Origin of the sequence: Streptomyces sp. NBC_00464, assembly GCF_036013915.1 — a bacterium.
Classification (GTDB): domain Bacteria; phylum Actinomycetota; class Actinomycetes; order Streptomycetales; family Streptomycetaceae; genus Streptomyces.
In genome coordinates this window covers 7,072,920-7,088,962 of record NZ_CP107899.1, presented here as the reverse complement: position 1 = coordinate 7,088,962, position 16,043 = coordinate 7,072,920, and the positions used below count along the sequence as shown (strand labels likewise).

The following is a 16,043-nucleotide window of genomic DNA, read 5'->3' as shown; positions in this document are numbered from 1 at the left end:
TCCCTCCTGACCTGTATGTTTGCCAGATCAATGAAGCGGTGTTATTTCGCGCGTTTTCCGTTCCACGGGAACTCCACACCCCGGACGGTGCCGCCGTGCCTCCGCCGCACCGGACATCGATAGGCTGGGCGCGGACCGATGCAAGGAGGATCTAGGACGATGGCAGGCAACACGGAGCCGTTGTCGCCGCGGGCCAAGCTGGCCGTGACGGCGGGCAAGGCCGCTGCGGCGGTGTCACGGGCGGCCGGGCGGGGCAGCGGATCGGTGATCGGCGGCCGGGTGGCGCTCAAGCTCGACCCCGACCTGCTCGGGCGGCTGGCGCAGCACCTGGACGTGATCCTCGTGTCGGCGACGAACGGCAAGACGACCACGACCCGGCTGATCGCCGAGGCGCTGCGGGCCGCCGGCCCGGTCGTGTCGAACGCGCTGGGCGCCAACATGCCCGCGGGCATCACCTCGGCCCTGGCCGGTGGCTCGGACGCGCAGTACGGCGTGATCGAGGTCGACGAGAAGTACCTCGCGGGCGTCGCCCGCGACACGACGCCCAAGGTGATCGCACTCCTCAACCTCTCCCGCGACCAGCTGGACCGCGCCGCGGAGACCCGGATGCTCGCCGAGAAGTGGCGGGAGGGCCTGTCCGGCTCGAAGGCCGTGATCGTCGCCAACGCCGACGACCCGCTGATCGTCTGGGCGGCCTCCTCCTCTCCCAACGTGGTGTGGGTCGCGGCCGGCCAGGCGTGGAAGGACGACGCCTGGTCCTGCCCGTCCTGCGGCGGTGTGATGCAGCGCCCCGGCGACGACTGGTTCTGCGGCGAGTGCGGCTTCCGCCGCCCGCCGCCCAGCTGGGTCCTGCACGGCGACTACGTGCTCGACCCGCACGGTTCGGCGTGGCCCATCCACCTCCAGCTGCCCGGCCGCGCCAACAAGGCCAACGCGACCAGCTCGGCCGCCGTGGCCGCCGTCTTCGGGGTGCCGCCGCAGGTCGCCCTGGAGCGGATGTACCAGGTGCAGGCCGTCGCCGGCCGCTACGACGTGGTCACCTTCCTCGGGCGTGAGCTGCGGCTCCTGCTGGCGAAGAACCCGGCGGGCTGGCTGGAGACCTTCTCCCTGATCGATCCGCCGCCCACCCCGGTGATCCTGTCCGTCAACGCCCGCGGCGCGGACGGCACGGACACCTCGTGGCTGTGGGACGTGGACTACACCCAGCTCGCGGGGCACCCGATCTTCGTGCTCGGTGACCGGAAGCTGGACCTCGCGGTCCGTCTCGAAGTCGCCGGTCTCGACTTCCGGGTCTGCGAGAACCTCGACGAGGCCGTCCAGCAGGCACCGCCCGGACGCATCGAGGTCATCGCCAACTACACCGCCTTCCAGGATCTGCGCCGTCGTGTCGGCAACTGACCCCGGCCCCGGGCCCCTCCGGAGAGGACGAAGCATGAGCAACAACAGCCTGCGGCTGGTGTGGGTCTACCCGGACCTGCTGAGCACCTACGGCGACCAGGGCAACGCCCTCGTGGTGGAGCGCCGGGCCCGTCAGCGCGGTCTCGACGTGTCGCGCGTCGACGTGCGCAGCGACCAGCCGGTCCCCACGTCCGGGGACATCTATCTGATCGGCGGCGGTGAGGACCGGCCGCAGCGGCTCGCGGCGGAGCGGCTGCGCCGCGACGGCGGTCTCAGCCGGGCCGCGTCGAACGGCGCGATCATCTTCTCGGTCTGCGCCGGGTACCAGATCCTCGGCCACGAGTTCGTCAACGACCTCGGTGAGCGCGAGCAGGGTCTCGGGCTGCTCGACGTGGTCTCCACCCGCGGCGAGGGCGCACGATGCGTCGGCGACGTACTCGGGGACATCGACCCGCACCTCGGACTGCCGCCGCTGACCGGTTTCGAGAACCACCAGGGCATCACCCATCTCGGGCCGACGGCACGCCCGTTCGCCCGGGTGCGGTTCGGCCGGGGCAACGGCACGGGAGACGGCACGGAGGGTGCGTACAACGACACCGTCTTCGGTACGTACATGCACGGGCCCGTGATGGCGCGCAACCCGCTGATCGCGGATCTGCTGCTGAAGCTGGCCCTCGATGTGAACGCGCTGCCGCCCACCGACGACCGCTGGTACGAGGCGCTGCGCGCCGAGCGGATCGCCGCGGCGACACAGCCCGCCTGATGAGGCCTATTTCGCTCAGCTGAGCGGAGTCCAGCAGGCGGACGCCCGGTTCGGTCCCGCCACCCTGCGCCGGTAGGGTGGCGGGGATCCAACCGGACGACGTGGTCCGGTCGTCGGCCCACGTTGCAAAGGTTCCCCGGGCAATGCGAATTGGTGTGCTCACCTCCGGCGGCGACTGCCCCGGCCTCAATGCCGTCATCCGTTCCGTCGTCCACCGCGCTGTGGTCGACCACGGCGACGAGGTCATCGGCTTCCACGACGGGTGGCGGGGCCTCCTCGAGTGCGACTACCGCAAGCTCGACCTCGACGCGGTCGGCGGCATCCTCGCCCGCGGCGGCACGATCCTCGGATCCTCCCGGGTGCAGCCCGCGCATCTGCGCGGCGGTGTCGAGACGGCCAGGGGCCATGTCGCGGACCTCGGCCTCGACGCGATCATCCCGATCGGTGGCGAGGGCACACTGAAGGCGGCCAACCTGCTGTCCGAGGCGGGCCTGCCCATCGTCGGCGTACCGAAGACGATCGACAACGACATCGCCTCCACCGACGTGACCTTCGGTTTCGACACCGCGGTGGGCGTGGCCACCGAGGCCCTCGACCGGCTGAAGACCACCGCCGAGTCCCACCAGCGCGTCATGATCGTCGAGGTCATGGGCCGTCACACCGGCTGGATCGCCCTGCACTCGGGCATGGCGGCCGGCGCCCACGCCATCGTCGTTCCCGAGCGGCCCTTCGACATCGACGAGCTGACCGAGCTGGTCGGCCGGCGCTTCTCGGCCGGCAAGAAGTTCGCGATCGTCGTGGTCGCCGAGGGCGCGAAGCCGCGCGAGGGCTCCATGGAGTTCCAGGCGGGCGTCAAGGACGTCTACGGCCATGAGCGCTTCGCCGGTGTGGCGACGCAGCTCTCCATCGAGCTGGAGCAGCGCCTGGGCAAGGAGGCGCGCCCGGTGATCCTCGGCCACGTACAGCGCGGCGGCACGCCGACCGCGTACGACCGCGTCCTCGCGACCCGCTTCGGCTGGCACGCGGTGGAGGCTGCGCACCGCGGCGAGTTCGGCATGATGACGGCCCTGCGCGGCACGGACATCACGATGGTGCCCCTCGCGGACGCCGTGGAGACGCTGAAGACGGTCCCGGCGGAGCGGTACTCCGAGGCCGAGTGCGTGCTCTGAGCCACACCACGACCTGAGACCGCCCCCGGCCGCACCTGCGGCCGGGGGCGGTTCTACTCTGGTCGGGACAACCGGCACGAAACGGGGACGTCCCGGCGTCCCCATCGGGAGTGAACAGATGGATCACAGCGGGCACGGCATGAACATGGATCTGCCGCCGTTCACGCTGGGACGCGGGCTCCAGTTCTCCGCGGACCCGTTCTTCCTGACCGGCTGCGTCCTCGCGGTGGTCCTTTACGGGTACGCGGTGCTGCGGCTGCGCAGGCGCGGGGACCCGTGGCCGGTCAACCGGATCGCCTTCTTCCTCGTCGGGGTCCTGACCATCGCCCTGGTGATGTGCACCAAGCTGAACGACTACGGCATGGTCATGTTCAGCGTGCACATGGTGCAGCACATGGTGATCAGCATGCTGTCGCCGATCCTGCTGCTGCTGGGTGCGCCCGTGACCCTCGCACTGCGCGCCCTGCCGGTCGCGGCGCGAGGCAGCAAGGGGCCCCGTGAGCTGCTCCTGATGCTGCTGCACAGCCGCTACATGAAGATCATCACGCACCCCGTGTTCACCATCCCGCTCTTCATCGCGAGCCTGTACGCGCTGTACTTCACGCCGCTCTTCGACTTCCTGATGGGCTCGACCCTCGGGCACCTTGCGATGATGGTGCACTTCCTGGCGGTCGGGCTGGTCTTCTTCTGGCCGATCATGGGCATCGACCCCGGGCCGCACCGCCCCGGCTATCTGATGCGGATGCTGGAGCTGTTCGCCGGGATGCCGTTCCACGCCTTCTTCGGTATCGCGCTGATGATGGCGAGCCAGCCGATGGTGAAGGTCTACGAGAACCCGCCCGCCTCGCTCGGCATCGACGCCCTGTCCGACCAGAACGCCGCGGGCGGCATCGCGTGGGCGTTCAGCGAGATCCCTTCGGTGCTGGTTCTGGTGGCCCTGGTGTTCCAGTGGTACCGCTCGGAACAGCGGACGGCGAAGCGCACGGACCGGGCCGCGGACCGGGACGGCGACCAGGAGCTCCAGGCGTACAACGCCTATCTCGCCTCGTTGCAGGCGCGCGGACAGTAGCGGTGGAGGTGCCTTCGGGGTGACGATGGCAGTCACGGCCGCAGAACCTCCAGGAGGGTGCGCGCATGTCCGGATCCACGAAGGCAATGGGAATGCTCACCGTAGGTGCGCTGGTCGCAGTCACCGCGTACACGGTGGCGCTGGGGAGCAATGGCTGGCTCTGGTTCGGCTGGGTGGTGCTGGGGCTGATCACGATGGGAATGGTCGCCACCCGCGAGACCTGAGCGGGACGGAGCAGGGTCTTTCGTTCGGATCGGGCCTGATCGGCGAGCCCGGCATGATCCGAACGAGAGGCCCTGCTCCGTCCGGCTCCGTACACCCGGACGGTGCCGGCCCGGGGTTCGCCCCGAGCGCCTGTCCGGGGCCGGACGGGTGCGCGCCTACTGTCGGGCCACGATGCCGCCGGTACGGCGGCCGGGTCCGAGGAGTTCGTGATGGGGAACCGCGCAGGAACGGCCGCGGCCGCGACGGTGAGCCTGCTGGCCGCCGTACTCGGCGGATGTTCGGACGACGGCGGGAGCAGTGGCCCGGCTTCCGCCACACCGTCCGCGACCGGCGCGGCGGCGTCCGGGACCGTGGCGACCGCGTCGAGCCCGCTGGGCACCATCCTGGTGGACGGCGAGGGGCGGACCCTGTACCTCTGGGAGGCGGACACCTCCTCGAAGTCGACCTGCGACGGCGACTGCGCCACGGCCTGGCCGCCCGCGACCGTCACCGGGAAGCCGGTCGCCGGAGAGGGTGTGAAGGCCTCCCTGCTCGGCACCACGACGCGTGACGACGGCCGCAAGGAGATCACGTACAACGGTCACCCTCTGTACCGCTACGCGGGCGACACGGGGGCCGGCGACACCAACGGACAGGGATCGAACGGTTTCGGTGCGGCCTGGTACGTGCTCGACACCGCCGGGAACAAGATCACAAAGGCCCCGCCCTCCCCCTCACCCTCGGACAACGGGGGGTACTGAGCCGTGCTCGCACTGCTTCCCGCGAGGGCGCGCATCGCCGTGGCGGTCTCGGCGGCCTGCGCCACCGCCCTGGCCGGCTGTTCCGGCGGCGGTGGCGACTCCTCGCCCTCCGCCTCCCCCACCCCGCCCACCGTCTCGCGGCCCGCAGACGACGCGCTGATCACGATCAAGGACTTCGCGTTCCATCCGGCCGCCCTGACCGTCGCCCCGGGTACGAAGGTCACCGTGATCAACAAGGATGCGGCAACGCATACCGTGACGGCCACCGGCGACAAGGCCTTCGACACCGGCCAGGTGAAGTCGGGGCAAAAGGTCACCTTCGCCGCTCCGGCCCGGCCGGGCTCATATCCGTACATCTGCACCATCCATCCGACGATGACCGGCTCGCTCACGGTCCACTGAGACAGCCTTCCGCAACGCCCGGCGGACCGGCCTTCCTGGCCGGGCGCCCGCTCGCGCACGCCTTCGCATACGCCTTCGCGTACGCCGAGCGAGCCACCCGGGCGCCCCACCCGCGCCGCCCTCGACGCAGCCCCGTTCGTCACTCTCCGCCAAGATTGGTACACAGTTGCACTACTTGTGTGACGGGCGGGCGCCCGGCGCAGACCTCACCGTGCAGCCACCGGCCACCCTCTCCCCCACGACTGGCCAGCGGATTCTGCGGACCGCGCGCGAGCGGTGCGCAGCCGGGAAACCAGCCCGCCGGAAGTCGTTGAGCCGACACATGAACCCTCCGCGTCCATCACCCAACGTGCACACCCTTCGCGACATCCACGACGCCCCCACTGCCGTGCGGACGCAATCGCGAACACACCACGCCCGCCCCGCACGCACCTTCATCCCCGCGCCCGGCGGAGCGTTCACATGACAGCGGGAGCGGCCCCGCGGACGAGTACCACCAGCGACTCCCAGCTCCGTCAACCGCGCCACTCCCGGCGTCCGTTCGACGTGTGGCCGAGTTAACGCGCCCGTAAGGCAGTTGTGATTTAAGTCTTGACAGGTGCCCATCACCACGCCACCTTGGGAGCGCTCCCACAATCAAGACTTGCACACTCCACTCCCCTCCCTTCTCCCCCAATGCCGGGTGGCGAAAAGGGCGTTACGGGGCGCAGCCGCGCTCCCCGCAACGCCCCACGCCGCCCGGCCGAGGAAGGCGTTTGTCATGAGCTTGGTGAAGCGCTGTAGACACAGCCGCACCGGAGGGCTCCCGACCCTCCTGGTCGGGGCCCTGGCCCTCGCCACCACCCTGACGGGTGGACCGGCGACCGCGGCCACGCAGGGCACGTTGCATGAACTCGCCGCCGCCCAGGGCAAGTACTTCGGTTCCGCCACCGACAACCCCGAACTGCCCGATGCCGCCTACGCGGCCACGCTGGGCTCCGAGTTCGGGCAGATCACGCCCGGCAACTCCATGAAGTGGGACACCACCGAGCCGGTGCAGGGCCAGTTCAACTTCGCCAAGGGCGATGTGATCACCGACTTCGCGGAGCAGCACGGCCAGACCGTGCGCGGCCACACCCTCGTCTGGCACAGCCAGCTGCCCGGCTGGGTGGGTTCGCTTCCGTCGGCGCAGGTGGAGGCCGCCATGACGAACCACATCACCGAGGAGGCCACGCACTACCGCGGCGCGGTCTCGGCGTGGGACGTGGTGAACGAACCGTTCAACGAGGACGGGACCTTCCGCACGAGCCCCTTCTACACCGCCATGGGCAGCGACTACATCGCCACCGCTCTGCGGGCCGCCCATGCCGCGGACCCCGACGCCAAGCTGTACATCAACGACTACAACATCGAGGGGCTCGGCGCGAAGAGCGACGCCATGTACGCCCTGGTGAGCGAACTACTCGACGAGGGTGTGCCGCTCGACGGCGTCGGCATGCAGGCGCATCTGGCCGTCCAGTACGGCTTCCCGTACCAGATGCAGGCGAACATGCAGCGGTTCGCGGACCTCGGTCTCGACGTGGCCGTCACGGAACTCGACGTGCGCATGCAGCTGCCCGCCGACGCGGCCAAGACCGCCACCCAGTCCTCGTACTACCAGCAGGTCACCGAGGCCTGCCTGGCGGTCGAGCGCTGCGTCGGCATCACCGTCTGGGACTACACGGACAAGTACTCCTGGGTCCCGAGCACGTTCCCGGGACAGGGCGCGGCCAATCTGTACGACGAGAACCTGCTGCCGAAGCCCGCGTACTCCGCCGTGCGCACCGCACTCGGCGGCGACGACGAGGGCGGCGAGGGCGGCGCGCTCAAGGCGCAGTACCGCAGCAGCGACTCCTCGGCGGGCGACAACCAGATCAAGCCCGGTCTCCAACTCGTGAACACCGGCACCGCGGCGGTCAACCTCTTGGACGTGACGGTCCGTTACTGGTTCAGCTCCGACAACGGCGCCTCAACATACGGCACTTGGTGCGACTGGTCCCCGATCGGCTGCTCCACCGTGACCCACCGGGTCGCCGCCGCGAGCACCCCGAAGGCCGGCGCCGACCACTACCTCGAAGTCGGCTTCACCGGCGGGAGTCTGGCGCCGGGCGCCTCCACCGGGGAGATCCAGCTGCGTCTCAGCAAGACGGACTGGTCGAACTTCGACGAGTCGGACGACTACAGCCATGGGTCCGGCACCTCGTACGCGGACGCCACCGAGATCGCCGTCTATGCCGGCGGCGAGCTGGTCTGGGGCATCGAGCCCTGACCGCCGGCCACACCGGCCCGCACCGTCTTCCGCTCCCCCACGCGTTTCCCCGCTCATCCCCCGTCCCCTTTCTTCACCCCTCCCTCCCCCCGATGACACCCGCCAATGGAGGATTTGTGTCGATATCTCGTAGAACATTCAGCAGCGCCCTGGGTGGCAGCCTGCTCGCCGCAGGCCTGGTACAGGGCACCGCCGTCGCCAAGCCGGCGTCCCCGGCGGCCGGAACCGGCGCCCGTGCGGCCGCGGCCGACGACCCTTACACGCAGGCCTTCCTCACCCAGTACGGCAAGATCAAGGCGTCCGCCAACGGCTACTTCAGCCCGGACGGTCTGCCGTACCACTCGGTCGAGACCCTGATGGTGGAGGCGCCCGACCACGGCCACCAGACCACGTCGGAGGCCGTCAGCTTCTGGATGTGGCTGGAGGCGGCGTACGGGCGGGTGACCGGCGACTGGGCGCCCTTCAACGCGGCCTGGACGGTGGCCGAGAAGACCATCATTCCCCAGCACGCCGACCAGTCGACCGCCGACTCCTACAACCCCTCGGCCCCCGCGACCTACGCCCCGGAGCACCCGCTGCCCAGTGGCTACCCGTCCGCCCTGGACGGCACGGTCAAGGTGGGCACGGACCCGCTCGCCACCGAACTCGCCTCGTCCTACGGGACGATGGACGTATACGGCATGCACTGGCTGATGGACCTGGACAACGTCTACGGATACGGCAACAAGCCGGGCACCGGCGGCGAGTCCGGGCCGGGCGCCGGCGCCTCCTACATCAACACCTACCAGCGCGGGGCGCAGGAGTCGGTGTGGGAGACCGTCCCGCAGCCCACCACCGACCTGTTCAAGTACGGCGGTCCCAACGGATATCTGGACCTGTTCGTCGGTGACGCGAGCTACGCCAAGCAGTGGAAGTACACCAACGCGCCGGACGCCGACGCCCGCGCGGTGCAGGCTGCCTACTGGGCGTTCCGATGGGCCTCGGCCCAGGGCAAGGCCGGCGAGGTCTCGGCCTCGGTCGCGAAGGCCGCCAAGATGGGCGACTACCTCCGCTACGCCATGTTCGACAAGTACTTCAAGCGGGTCGGCGACTGCACCGATCCCGCTTCCTGCCCGGCCGCCACGGGCCGGGACTCCCAGCACTACCTGCTGTCCTGGTACTACGCCTGGGGCGGCGCGGCGGCCGGCAGCGGCGGTGGCTGGGCCTGGCGCATCGGTGACGGTGCCTCCCACCAGGGCTACCAGAACCCGCTGGCGGCCTGGGCGCTGTCCAACGTGCCGTCGCTGACCCCCAAGTCCGCTACGGCCAGGGGCGACTGGTCCAAGAGCCTGACCCGGCAGCTGGAGTTCCTGACCTGGCTGCAGTCGAGCGAGGGCGCCTTCGCCGGCGGCTGCACCAACAGCTGGGAGGGGAGCTACAGCGAGCCGCCGGCCGGTACGCCCACCTTCTACGGCATGGCCTACGACTGGCAGCCGGTCTACCACGACCCGCCGAGCAACAACTGGTTCGGCTTCCAGGCCTGGGGCATGGAGCGCCTCGCCGCGTACTACCACGAGACGGGCAACGCGAGCGCCGAAGCCGTGCTGTCCAAGTGGGTCGCCTGGGCCTCGTCCGAGACCACGGTGGGCGCCGACGGCAGCTTCCGCTTCCCGTCCACGCTCAGCTGGACGGGGCAGCCCGACACCTGGGACGCCGCGTCCCCCGGGGACAACGCGGGTCTGCACGTCTCGGTCGTCGACTACGCCAACGACGTCGGTGTGGGCGCCGCGTACGTCAAGACCCTCACCTACTACGCCGCCAAGTCGGGTGACGAGGACGCCGCGGCGCTGGCCAAGGCGCTGCTGGACGCGATGGCGCTGAACGCCACCGACAAGGGCATCTCAGTGCCGGAGACCAGGAAGGACTACAACCGCTTCAACGACGAGGTGTACATCCCGGCCGGATGGTCGGGCACGATGCCGAACGGCGACACCATCGAGCCGGGTTCGACCTTCCTCGACATCCGCAGCTGGTACAAGGACGACCCGGACTGGCCGAAGGTGCAGGCCTACCTGGACGGCGGCGCCGCCCCCACCTTCACCTACCACCGGTTCTGGGCACAGGCGGCACTCGCGCTGGCCTTCGCGATCTACGCGGAGCTGCTGGTGGAAGGCGGCAGCGAGCCCGGCGGGGACACCGAGGCGCCGACGGCTCCGGCCGGCCTGACCGTGACGGCGACGACGAGCAACAGCGTGTCGCTCTCCTGGTCGGCCGCCACCGACAACGTCGCCGTGACCGGCTACGACGTCTACCGCAACGGGGTACTGGCAGGAAACGCCACCACCCGGACGTTCACCGACCCGGGCCTCGCCGCGGCGACCGAGTACAGCTACGCGGTCGCGGCACGGGACGCGGGCGGCAACACATCGGCACTGTCGGCCGCGGTCACCGCCACCACGAAGAGCGGCGGCTCGACCGGCACCGGCGCGGTGAAGGTCCAGTACAAGAACACCGACTCCTCCGCCACCGACAACCAGATCAGGCTGGGCCTGCAGGTGCTGAACACGGGCAGCGCCCCGATCGACCTGTCGACGGTGAAGGTGCGGTACTGGTTCACCGCCGACGGCGGCCCGAGCACCTTCGGCACGTACTGCGACTACGCCGCGCTCGGTTCGTCCAACATCACCCACTCCGTGGTCGCCGTGGCCGCCCCGAAGACGGGGGCCGACCGCTATCTGGAGATCGGCTTCACGGGCGGTGCCGGCACGCTGGCCGCCGGTGCGTCGACGGGCGAGCTCCAGCTTCGGATCAACAAGAGCGACTGGTCCAACTTCAGCGAGAGCGACGACTACAGCCGGGCCACCAACACCGCGTACGCGGACACTTCCAAGGTCGGGGCCTATGTCGCCGGCGCCCTTGCCTGGGGAGTCGAGCCGTGACAGGCCTGAGGTTCCCGGCGCTGGCCGGGACGGCCGCGGCACTCGTGCTCGCCGCCGCGTCGATGCTCACCGGCGCCTCGGCCGCATCGGCGGCACCGGTCACCGACTGCACCCAGTGGGGAACCACCGAACTGCAGGGCGGGGAGTACCTCTACCAGCAGAACGAGTGGAACTCCGAGACCGAGCAGTGCGTCAGCGTCGACCCGGCAACGGGCGCCTGGAGCGTCACCAAGTCCTCGTTCTCCCTCCCGACGAACGGCGCCCCGGCAACGTACCCCTCCAGCTACAAGGGCTGTCACTGGGGGGTGTGCACGACGGACAGCGGGCTGCCGCTGCGCGTCGACGAGCTCGGCAGCGTGACGACCGACTGGTCGACCACCCAGGTCGACTCCGGCGCGTACAACGTGTCGATGGACATCTGGTTCAACTCGGCGCCGGTCACCGACGACCAGCCGGACGGCACCGAGGTCATGATCTGGATGAACCACCGCGGCGGAGTCCAGCCGATCGGGTCCCGCACCGCTACGGTGCAGCTCGACGGCCGGACCTGGGACGTCTGGACGGGTCCCGGTGCCTCGGGCTGGAAGGTGATCTCGTACGTCCTTCAGGGCGGCGCCACCGAGCTCGCCGACTTCGACGTGAAGGGCCTGATCGACGACGGCGTGGGCCGCGGGTCGATCGACCCGGCGCACTACCTGATCGACGCCGAGGCCGGGTTCGAGATCTGGCAGGGTGGTCAGGGCCTCGGGATGAACGCGTTCTCCTTCGAGGCGAGCACGGAGTCCGGTGGCGGCGGGGAGGACACCCAGGCGCCGACGGTGCCGGCGGGCGTGGCCGTGACCGGCACGACCAGTAGTTCGGTCTCGCTGTCCTGGACCCCGGCGACGGACGACACCGGTGTCAGCGGGTACGACGTCTACCGCGACGGGGTGAAGGCGGGCTCCACCGCATCCGCCTCGTTCACCGACACCGGTCTCGCCGCCTCGTCATCGCACAGCTACACCGTGCGGGCCAGGGACGCGGCCGGGAACACCTCCGCGGCCTCCGCGGCGGTCGGCGCGACCACCGCGGCAGGCAGCGGCGGGAGCACCGGTGCGCTCAAGGTGCAGTACAAGAACAACGACTCGTCGCCCGGCGACAACCAGATCAGGCCCGGCCTCCAGCTGGTCAACACCGGCACCACGGCGGTGGACCTGAGCAAGGTCGCCCTGCGCTACTGGTTCAGCGGTGAGTCCGGCTCCGCCTCGTACGGCACCTCGTGCGACTACGCGGTGATCGGCTGCGGCGGAGTCACCCACCGCGTGGCGCAGTCCGGTTCGGCAGGGACCGGAGCGGACCACTACCTGGAGGTCGGCTTCACCGGCGGCAGCCTGGCACCCGGCGCCTCCACCGGGGAGCTCCAGCTGCGGCTCAACAAGGCCGACTGGTCCTCCTTCGACGAGACCGACGACTACAGCAGGGCCGCCAACACGGCCTTCGCCGACGCCTCGAAGGTCGGGGTGTACGTCAACGGCGCCCTGTCCGCAGGCACCGCCCCGTGACCGGCCGCTGAACGGCCGGCACCCAGCGAACTCCCGATGGCGGGCTGTCCAATCACCCCGCTGTGCCCGCCATCGGGAAACCACCAGCGTCCTCACCGACGCACCACCCGGCTCGCCGTCTCCGCAGACGGCGCACCGGAGCGACACCCCCACAAGCCGTCCGCGGGAGTTTCCGCGGGCGTACGAGAGGAATACGGAGCCGCAATGAGTACCAGAGGCACGATCATTCACGGGCTACGCCGGAGGCTTGCCGCAACCTCCGCCCTGGCCATGGGCGCAGCACTGATGGTGGCGATCCCGACCCCCGCCTCCGCAGCCGCGCGGGTCGACAACCCCTATGTGGGCGCCACGGCATACGTGAACCCGGACTGGTCCGCCAAGGCGAAGGCCGAACCGGGTGGCGCCGCCATCGCCGACACTCCGGCCTTCGTCTGGATGGACCGCATCGCGGCCATCGAGGGCTCGGCCTCCGCGAAGAGCCTGCGCGAACACCTGGACACCGCGCTGGACCAGGGCGCGAACCTGTTCCAGGTCGTCATCTACGACCTGCCGGGACGCGACTGCGCCGCGCTGGCGTCGAACGGTGAGCTCGGTCCCACCGAGCTGGACCGGTACAAGAACGAGTACATCGACCCGATCTCCGACATCCTCGCCGACCCGGCCTACGCGAGCCTGCGGATCGTCACCATCATCGAGCCCGACTCGCTGCCCAACATCGTCACCAACGCGGGCGGCACCGCCGGTTCCACCGACGCCTGCGCGACGATGAAGGCGAACGGCAACTACGAGAAGGGTGTCGGCTACGCCCTGCACACCCTCGGCGCCATCCCGAACGTCTACAACTACATCGACGCCGCCCACCACGGCTGGCTGGGCTGGGACAGCAACATGGGTCCGGCCGCCACGGAGTTCAAGAAGGCCGCCACGTCCGAAGGCGCCACGGTCGACGACGTGGCCGGCTTCATCGTGAACACGGCCAACTACTCGGCTCTCAAGGAGCCGAACTTCAAGATCACCGACTCGGTGAACGGCACCACGGTTCGCCAGTCCAAGTGGGTCGACTGGAACTACTACACCGATGAGCTGACGTTCGCCCAGGCGCTGCGCACGCTGCTGGTGAGCCAGGGCTTCAACTCCAACATCGGCATGCTGATCGACACCGCCCGCAACGGCTGGGGCGGCTCCGCGCGCCCGACCTCCGCGGGCCCGACGACCAGTGTGGACGCTTACGTCAACGGCGGCCGGGTCGACCGGCGCATCCACGCCGGCAACTGGTGCAACCAGAGCGGTGCCGGAATCGGCGAGCGTCCCACCGCGGCCCCCGAGGCCGGCATCGACGCGTACGTGTGGGCCAAGCCCCCGGGCGAGTCGGACGGCAACAGCGCCCCCATCGACAACGATGAGGGCAAGGGCTTCGACCGGATGTGCGACCCGACGTACGAGGGCAACGGCCGCAACGGCAACAGCATGACCGGCGCTCTGCCGAACTCCCCGCTCGCGGGTCACTGGTTCTCCGCGCAGTTCCAGGAGCTCGTGAAGAACGCCTACCCGCCGATCGACGGCAGTGGCAACCCGGGTGGCGGCGACGACACCCAGGCGCCGACCGCGCCGACCGGTGTGACCGTGACGGCGAAGACCAGTGGCAGCGTCTCGCTGTCCTGGACGGCGTCCACCGACAACACCGGCGTGACCGGCTACAACGTGTTCCGTGACGGTGTGCAGGTGGGCTCCTCCACCACGACCTCGTACACCGATTCGTCGCTGACGGCGTCCACCGCGTACAGCTACACGGTCAAGGCGAAGGACGCGGCCGGCAACATCTCGGCGGCCTCCGCCGCGCTGTCCGCCACCACGTCCGCGGGCGGCGGCACCGGAACGGGTGCGCTCAAGGTCCAGTACAAGAACACCGACTCCTCCGCGACCGACAACCAGATCCGGATGGGTCTGCAGCTGGTCAACACCGGCAGCACCGCGGTGGACCTGTCCACCGTGAAGCTGCGCTACTGGTTCACCCCCGAGGCGGGTGCCTCCACCTTCGGTACCTCGTGCGACTACGCGGTCATCGGCTGCGGGACCCTGACGCACGGTGTGAAGACCGCCGGTTCGGCGGCCGGTGCCAGCCACTACCTGGAGGTCGGCTTCGGCAGCGGCACCCTGGCGGCGGGCGCGTCCACGGGTGAGATGCAGCTGCGACTGAACAAGAGCGACTGGTCCAACTTCAACGAGGCGGACGACTACAGCCGTTCGACGTCGACGAGCTTCGCCGACGCGGCGAAGATCGGTGTGTACGTCACCGGCGCGCTCTCCTGGGGCACCGCCCCCTGATCCCGCGCTCCGGCCCCCGTCCCCGTCCTGACACGGTGACGGGGGCCGGGCCCCGGGATTCCCTACGGACCCGCCCCCTGCCGGAGAACCGGCAGGGGGCGGTGTCATGGGTGAGGGACGGTCAGAGCACGGTGGGGAGTGTGATGCCCGCCTTCGCGGCGGCCTCGGTCAGCTGCTGCCAGACCTTGGGCGCCACCGCGATTCCCTTCTCACCACGGGTGGCGGCCGTGGCGGCGCTGCGCTCGCCGGGGTAGAAGACCCCGTCCGCGCCGTCGGCCGGGGGCAGTTCCTTGAGCGTGCCCAGGGTGGCGTCCACGGAGGCGACGAAGGCGTCCGGGTCACCGAAGGCCGCCGGATCGATCGCGACCAGGAGCGCGTTCTGCCGGTGCTTGCGGCCCTGGGGGTCGTCCGAGTGGAAGGCCGAGAAGATCGGCGCACCGACGAGCACGCTGGTGATCAGCTCGAACGCGAGGGACATCCCGGATCCCTTGGCGCCGCCGAGCGGCAGCGGCATGACGGCCTCGGCCGGGTCGGTGGTGGGCCGGCCGTCCGCGGTGGCCGCGGCTCCTTCGGGCAGCGGCGTGCCGCTCGCCTTCGCCTGGCGGATCTTTCCCAGCGCGATGGTGGCGGTGGCCATGTCGAGGAGCAGCGGCGCACGGTCGGCTGCGGGCACGGCGATGGCGAGGGGGCTGGTGGCCACGGCGGCACCCTTGACCCCGGTGTAGCCCATGTTGGGCATCCCGGAGACGAAGCCGATGCCGACCAGGCCCTGTTCGGCGATCTTCGACACGTAGTAGCCGATGGCGCCGGTGTGCACGGTGCGGCGTACGCCGACCGTGGCGATGCCGTTGATACGCGCCCGGTTCACGGCCTCCTCGGCCGCGGCGGTGAGGGCCACCGGACCGGGGGCGCGGTCGGCGTCCAGGACGGCAGCGGCGGGCGTGGTGGACTCGACGGTGAGCTCGGGCTCGGCATTGGCGACGCCCTTGGCCAGCAGCTCCAGGTACGCGGGGACGCGGGCGATGCCGTGGGAGTCGACGCCGCGCAGCGCGGCCCAGACGAACACGTCCGCGGTGGTGGCGGCGTGCTCGGGGCTGAGGCCGCCGGTCTCCAGGAGGGCGGCGGAGAAGGTGCGCAGGTCCTCGGCGGGGACCAGGATCTTCGCCGGCACGGTGGTCGGTGTGTCGGTCATGGAGGTTCTCCTGG

12 protein-coding genes are annotated in these 16,043 nt (G+C 70.1%); 11 read left to right on the top strand and 1 reads right to left on the bottom strand.

Annotated features, from left to right (window positions below; all coding sequences use genetic code 11):
- The first annotated feature begins 159 nt into the window (after positions 1–159).
- The 11 genes from OG912_RS31900 (at position 160) to OG912_RS31850 (ending at position 14,837) form a co-directional block, all read left to right on the top strand.
- Positions 160–1,398 (top strand): Mur ligase family protein, encoded by a 1,239-nt coding sequence (locus tag OG912_RS31900; RefSeq protein WP_148015277.1) that lies wholly within the window; start codon positions 160–162, stop codon positions 1,396–1,398.
- A 34-nt stretch (positions 1,399–1,432) separates the two neighbouring features.
- The gene (locus OG912_RS31895; RefSeq protein WP_326734772.1) at positions 1,433–2,161 is read left to right on the top strand and encodes a type 1 glutamine amidotransferase; all 729 of its coding nucleotides are present in this window, start codon (positions 1,433–1,435) and stop codon (positions 2,159–2,161) included.
- A 143-nt stretch (positions 2,162–2,304) separates the two neighbouring features.
- Complete coding sequence (locus tag OG912_RS31890) at positions 2,305–3,330, top strand: 6-phosphofructokinase (RefSeq protein WP_148015275.1); 1,026 nt, start codon at positions 2,305–2,307, stop codon at positions 3,328–3,330.
- A gap of 118 nt (positions 3,331–3,448) precedes the next feature.
- Positions 3,449–4,399, top strand: a complete 951-nt coding sequence (locus OG912_RS31885; RefSeq protein ID WP_327712341.1) for a cytochrome c oxidase assembly protein — start codon at positions 3,449–3,451, stop codon at positions 4,397–4,399.
- A gap of 65 nt (positions 4,400–4,464) precedes the next feature.
- Positions 4,465–4,623 (top strand): hypothetical protein, encoded by a 159-nt coding sequence (locus OG912_RS31880; RefSeq protein WP_326734774.1) that lies wholly within the window; start codon positions 4,465–4,467, stop codon positions 4,621–4,623.
- Positions 4,624–4,833: 210 nt separating this feature from the next.
- Positions 4,834–5,364 (top strand): COG4315 family predicted lipoprotein, encoded by a 531-nt coding sequence (locus OG912_RS31875; RefSeq protein ID WP_327712339.1) that lies wholly within the window; start codon positions 4,834–4,836, stop codon positions 5,362–5,364.
- Between the two features lie 3 nt (positions 5,365–5,367).
- A complete protein-coding gene (locus tag OG912_RS31870) occupies positions 5,368–5,766 on the top strand; it encodes a cupredoxin domain-containing protein (protein WP_327712337.1) in 399 nt (132 codons plus the stop codon).
- Between the two features lie 760 nt (positions 5,767–6,526).
- Entirely contained in the window at positions 6,527–8,053 is a 1,527-nt protein-coding gene (locus OG912_RS31865) for an endo-1,4-beta-xylanase (RefSeq protein ID WP_327712336.1), read from the top strand.
- Between the two features lie 161 nt (positions 8,054–8,214).
- Positions 8,215–10,971, top strand: a complete 2,757-nt coding sequence (locus OG912_RS31860; protein WP_327713594.1) for a glycoside hydrolase family 48 protein — start codon at positions 8,215–8,217, stop codon at positions 10,969–10,971.
- Between the two features lie 62 nt (positions 10,972–11,033).
- Positions 11,034–12,512: a GH12 family glycosyl hydrolase domain-containing protein gene (locus tag OG912_RS31855; protein ID WP_327713593.1), complete on the top strand. Its 1,479-nt coding sequence runs from the start codon at positions 11,034–11,036 to the stop codon at positions 12,510–12,512.
- Positions 12,513–12,716: 204 nt separating this feature from the next.
- Positions 12,717–14,837 carry a glycoside hydrolase family 6 protein gene (locus OG912_RS31850; RefSeq protein ID WP_327712335.1) on the top strand — a complete coding sequence of 707 codons (2,121 nt, stop codon included), beginning with the start codon at positions 12,717–12,719 and terminating at the stop codon, positions 14,835–14,837.
- Positions 14,838–14,958: 121 nt separating this feature from the next.
- On the opposite strand, the gene OG912_RS31845 is transcribed toward OG912_RS31850, so the two are convergent.
- The gene (locus OG912_RS31845; RefSeq protein WP_327712334.1) at positions 14,959–16,029 is read right to left on the bottom strand and encodes an Ldh family oxidoreductase; all 1,071 of its coding nucleotides are present in this window, start codon (positions 16,027–16,029) and stop codon (positions 14,959–14,961) included.
- Positions 16,030–16,043 lie beyond the last annotated feature (14 nt).

Excerpts from the sequence above, each read along its gene's own strand:
- OG912_RS31900 (WP_148015277.1), top strand. The coding sequence starts at position 160 with ATGGCAGGCAACACGGAGCCGTTGTCGCCGCGGGCCAAGCTGGCCGTG.
- OG912_RS31895 (WP_326734772.1), top strand. The coding sequence starts at position 1,433 with ATGAGCAACAACAGCCTGCGGCTGGTGTGGGTCTACCCGGACCTGCTG.
- OG912_RS31890 (WP_148015275.1), top strand. The coding sequence starts at position 2,305 with ATGCGAATTGGTGTGCTCACCTCCGGCGGCGACTGCCCCGGCCTCAAT.
- OG912_RS31885 (WP_327712341.1), top strand. The coding sequence starts at position 3,449 with ATGGATCACAGCGGGCACGGCATGAACATGGATCTGCCGCCGTTCACG.
- OG912_RS31880 (WP_326734774.1), top strand. The coding sequence starts at position 4,465 with ATGTCCGGATCCACGAAGGCAATGGGAATGCTCACCGTAGGTGCGCTG.
- OG912_RS31875 (WP_327712339.1), top strand. The coding sequence starts at position 4,834 with ATGGGGAACCGCGCAGGAACGGCCGCGGCCGCGACGGTGAGCCTGCTG.
- OG912_RS31865 (WP_327712336.1), top strand. The coding sequence starts at position 6,527 with ATGAGCTTGGTGAAGCGCTGTAGACACAGCCGCACCGGAGGGCTCCCG.
- OG912_RS31855 (WP_327713593.1), top strand. The coding sequence starts at position 11,034 with ATGCTCACCGGCGCCTCGGCCGCATCGGCGGCACCGGTCACCGACTGC.
- OG912_RS31850 (WP_327712335.1), top strand. The coding sequence starts at position 12,717 with ATGAGTACCAGAGGCACGATCATTCACGGGCTACGCCGGAGGCTTGCC.
- OG912_RS31845 (WP_327712334.1), bottom strand. The coding sequence starts at position 16,029 with ATGACCGACACACCGACCACCGTGCCGGCGAAGATCCTGGTCCCCGCC.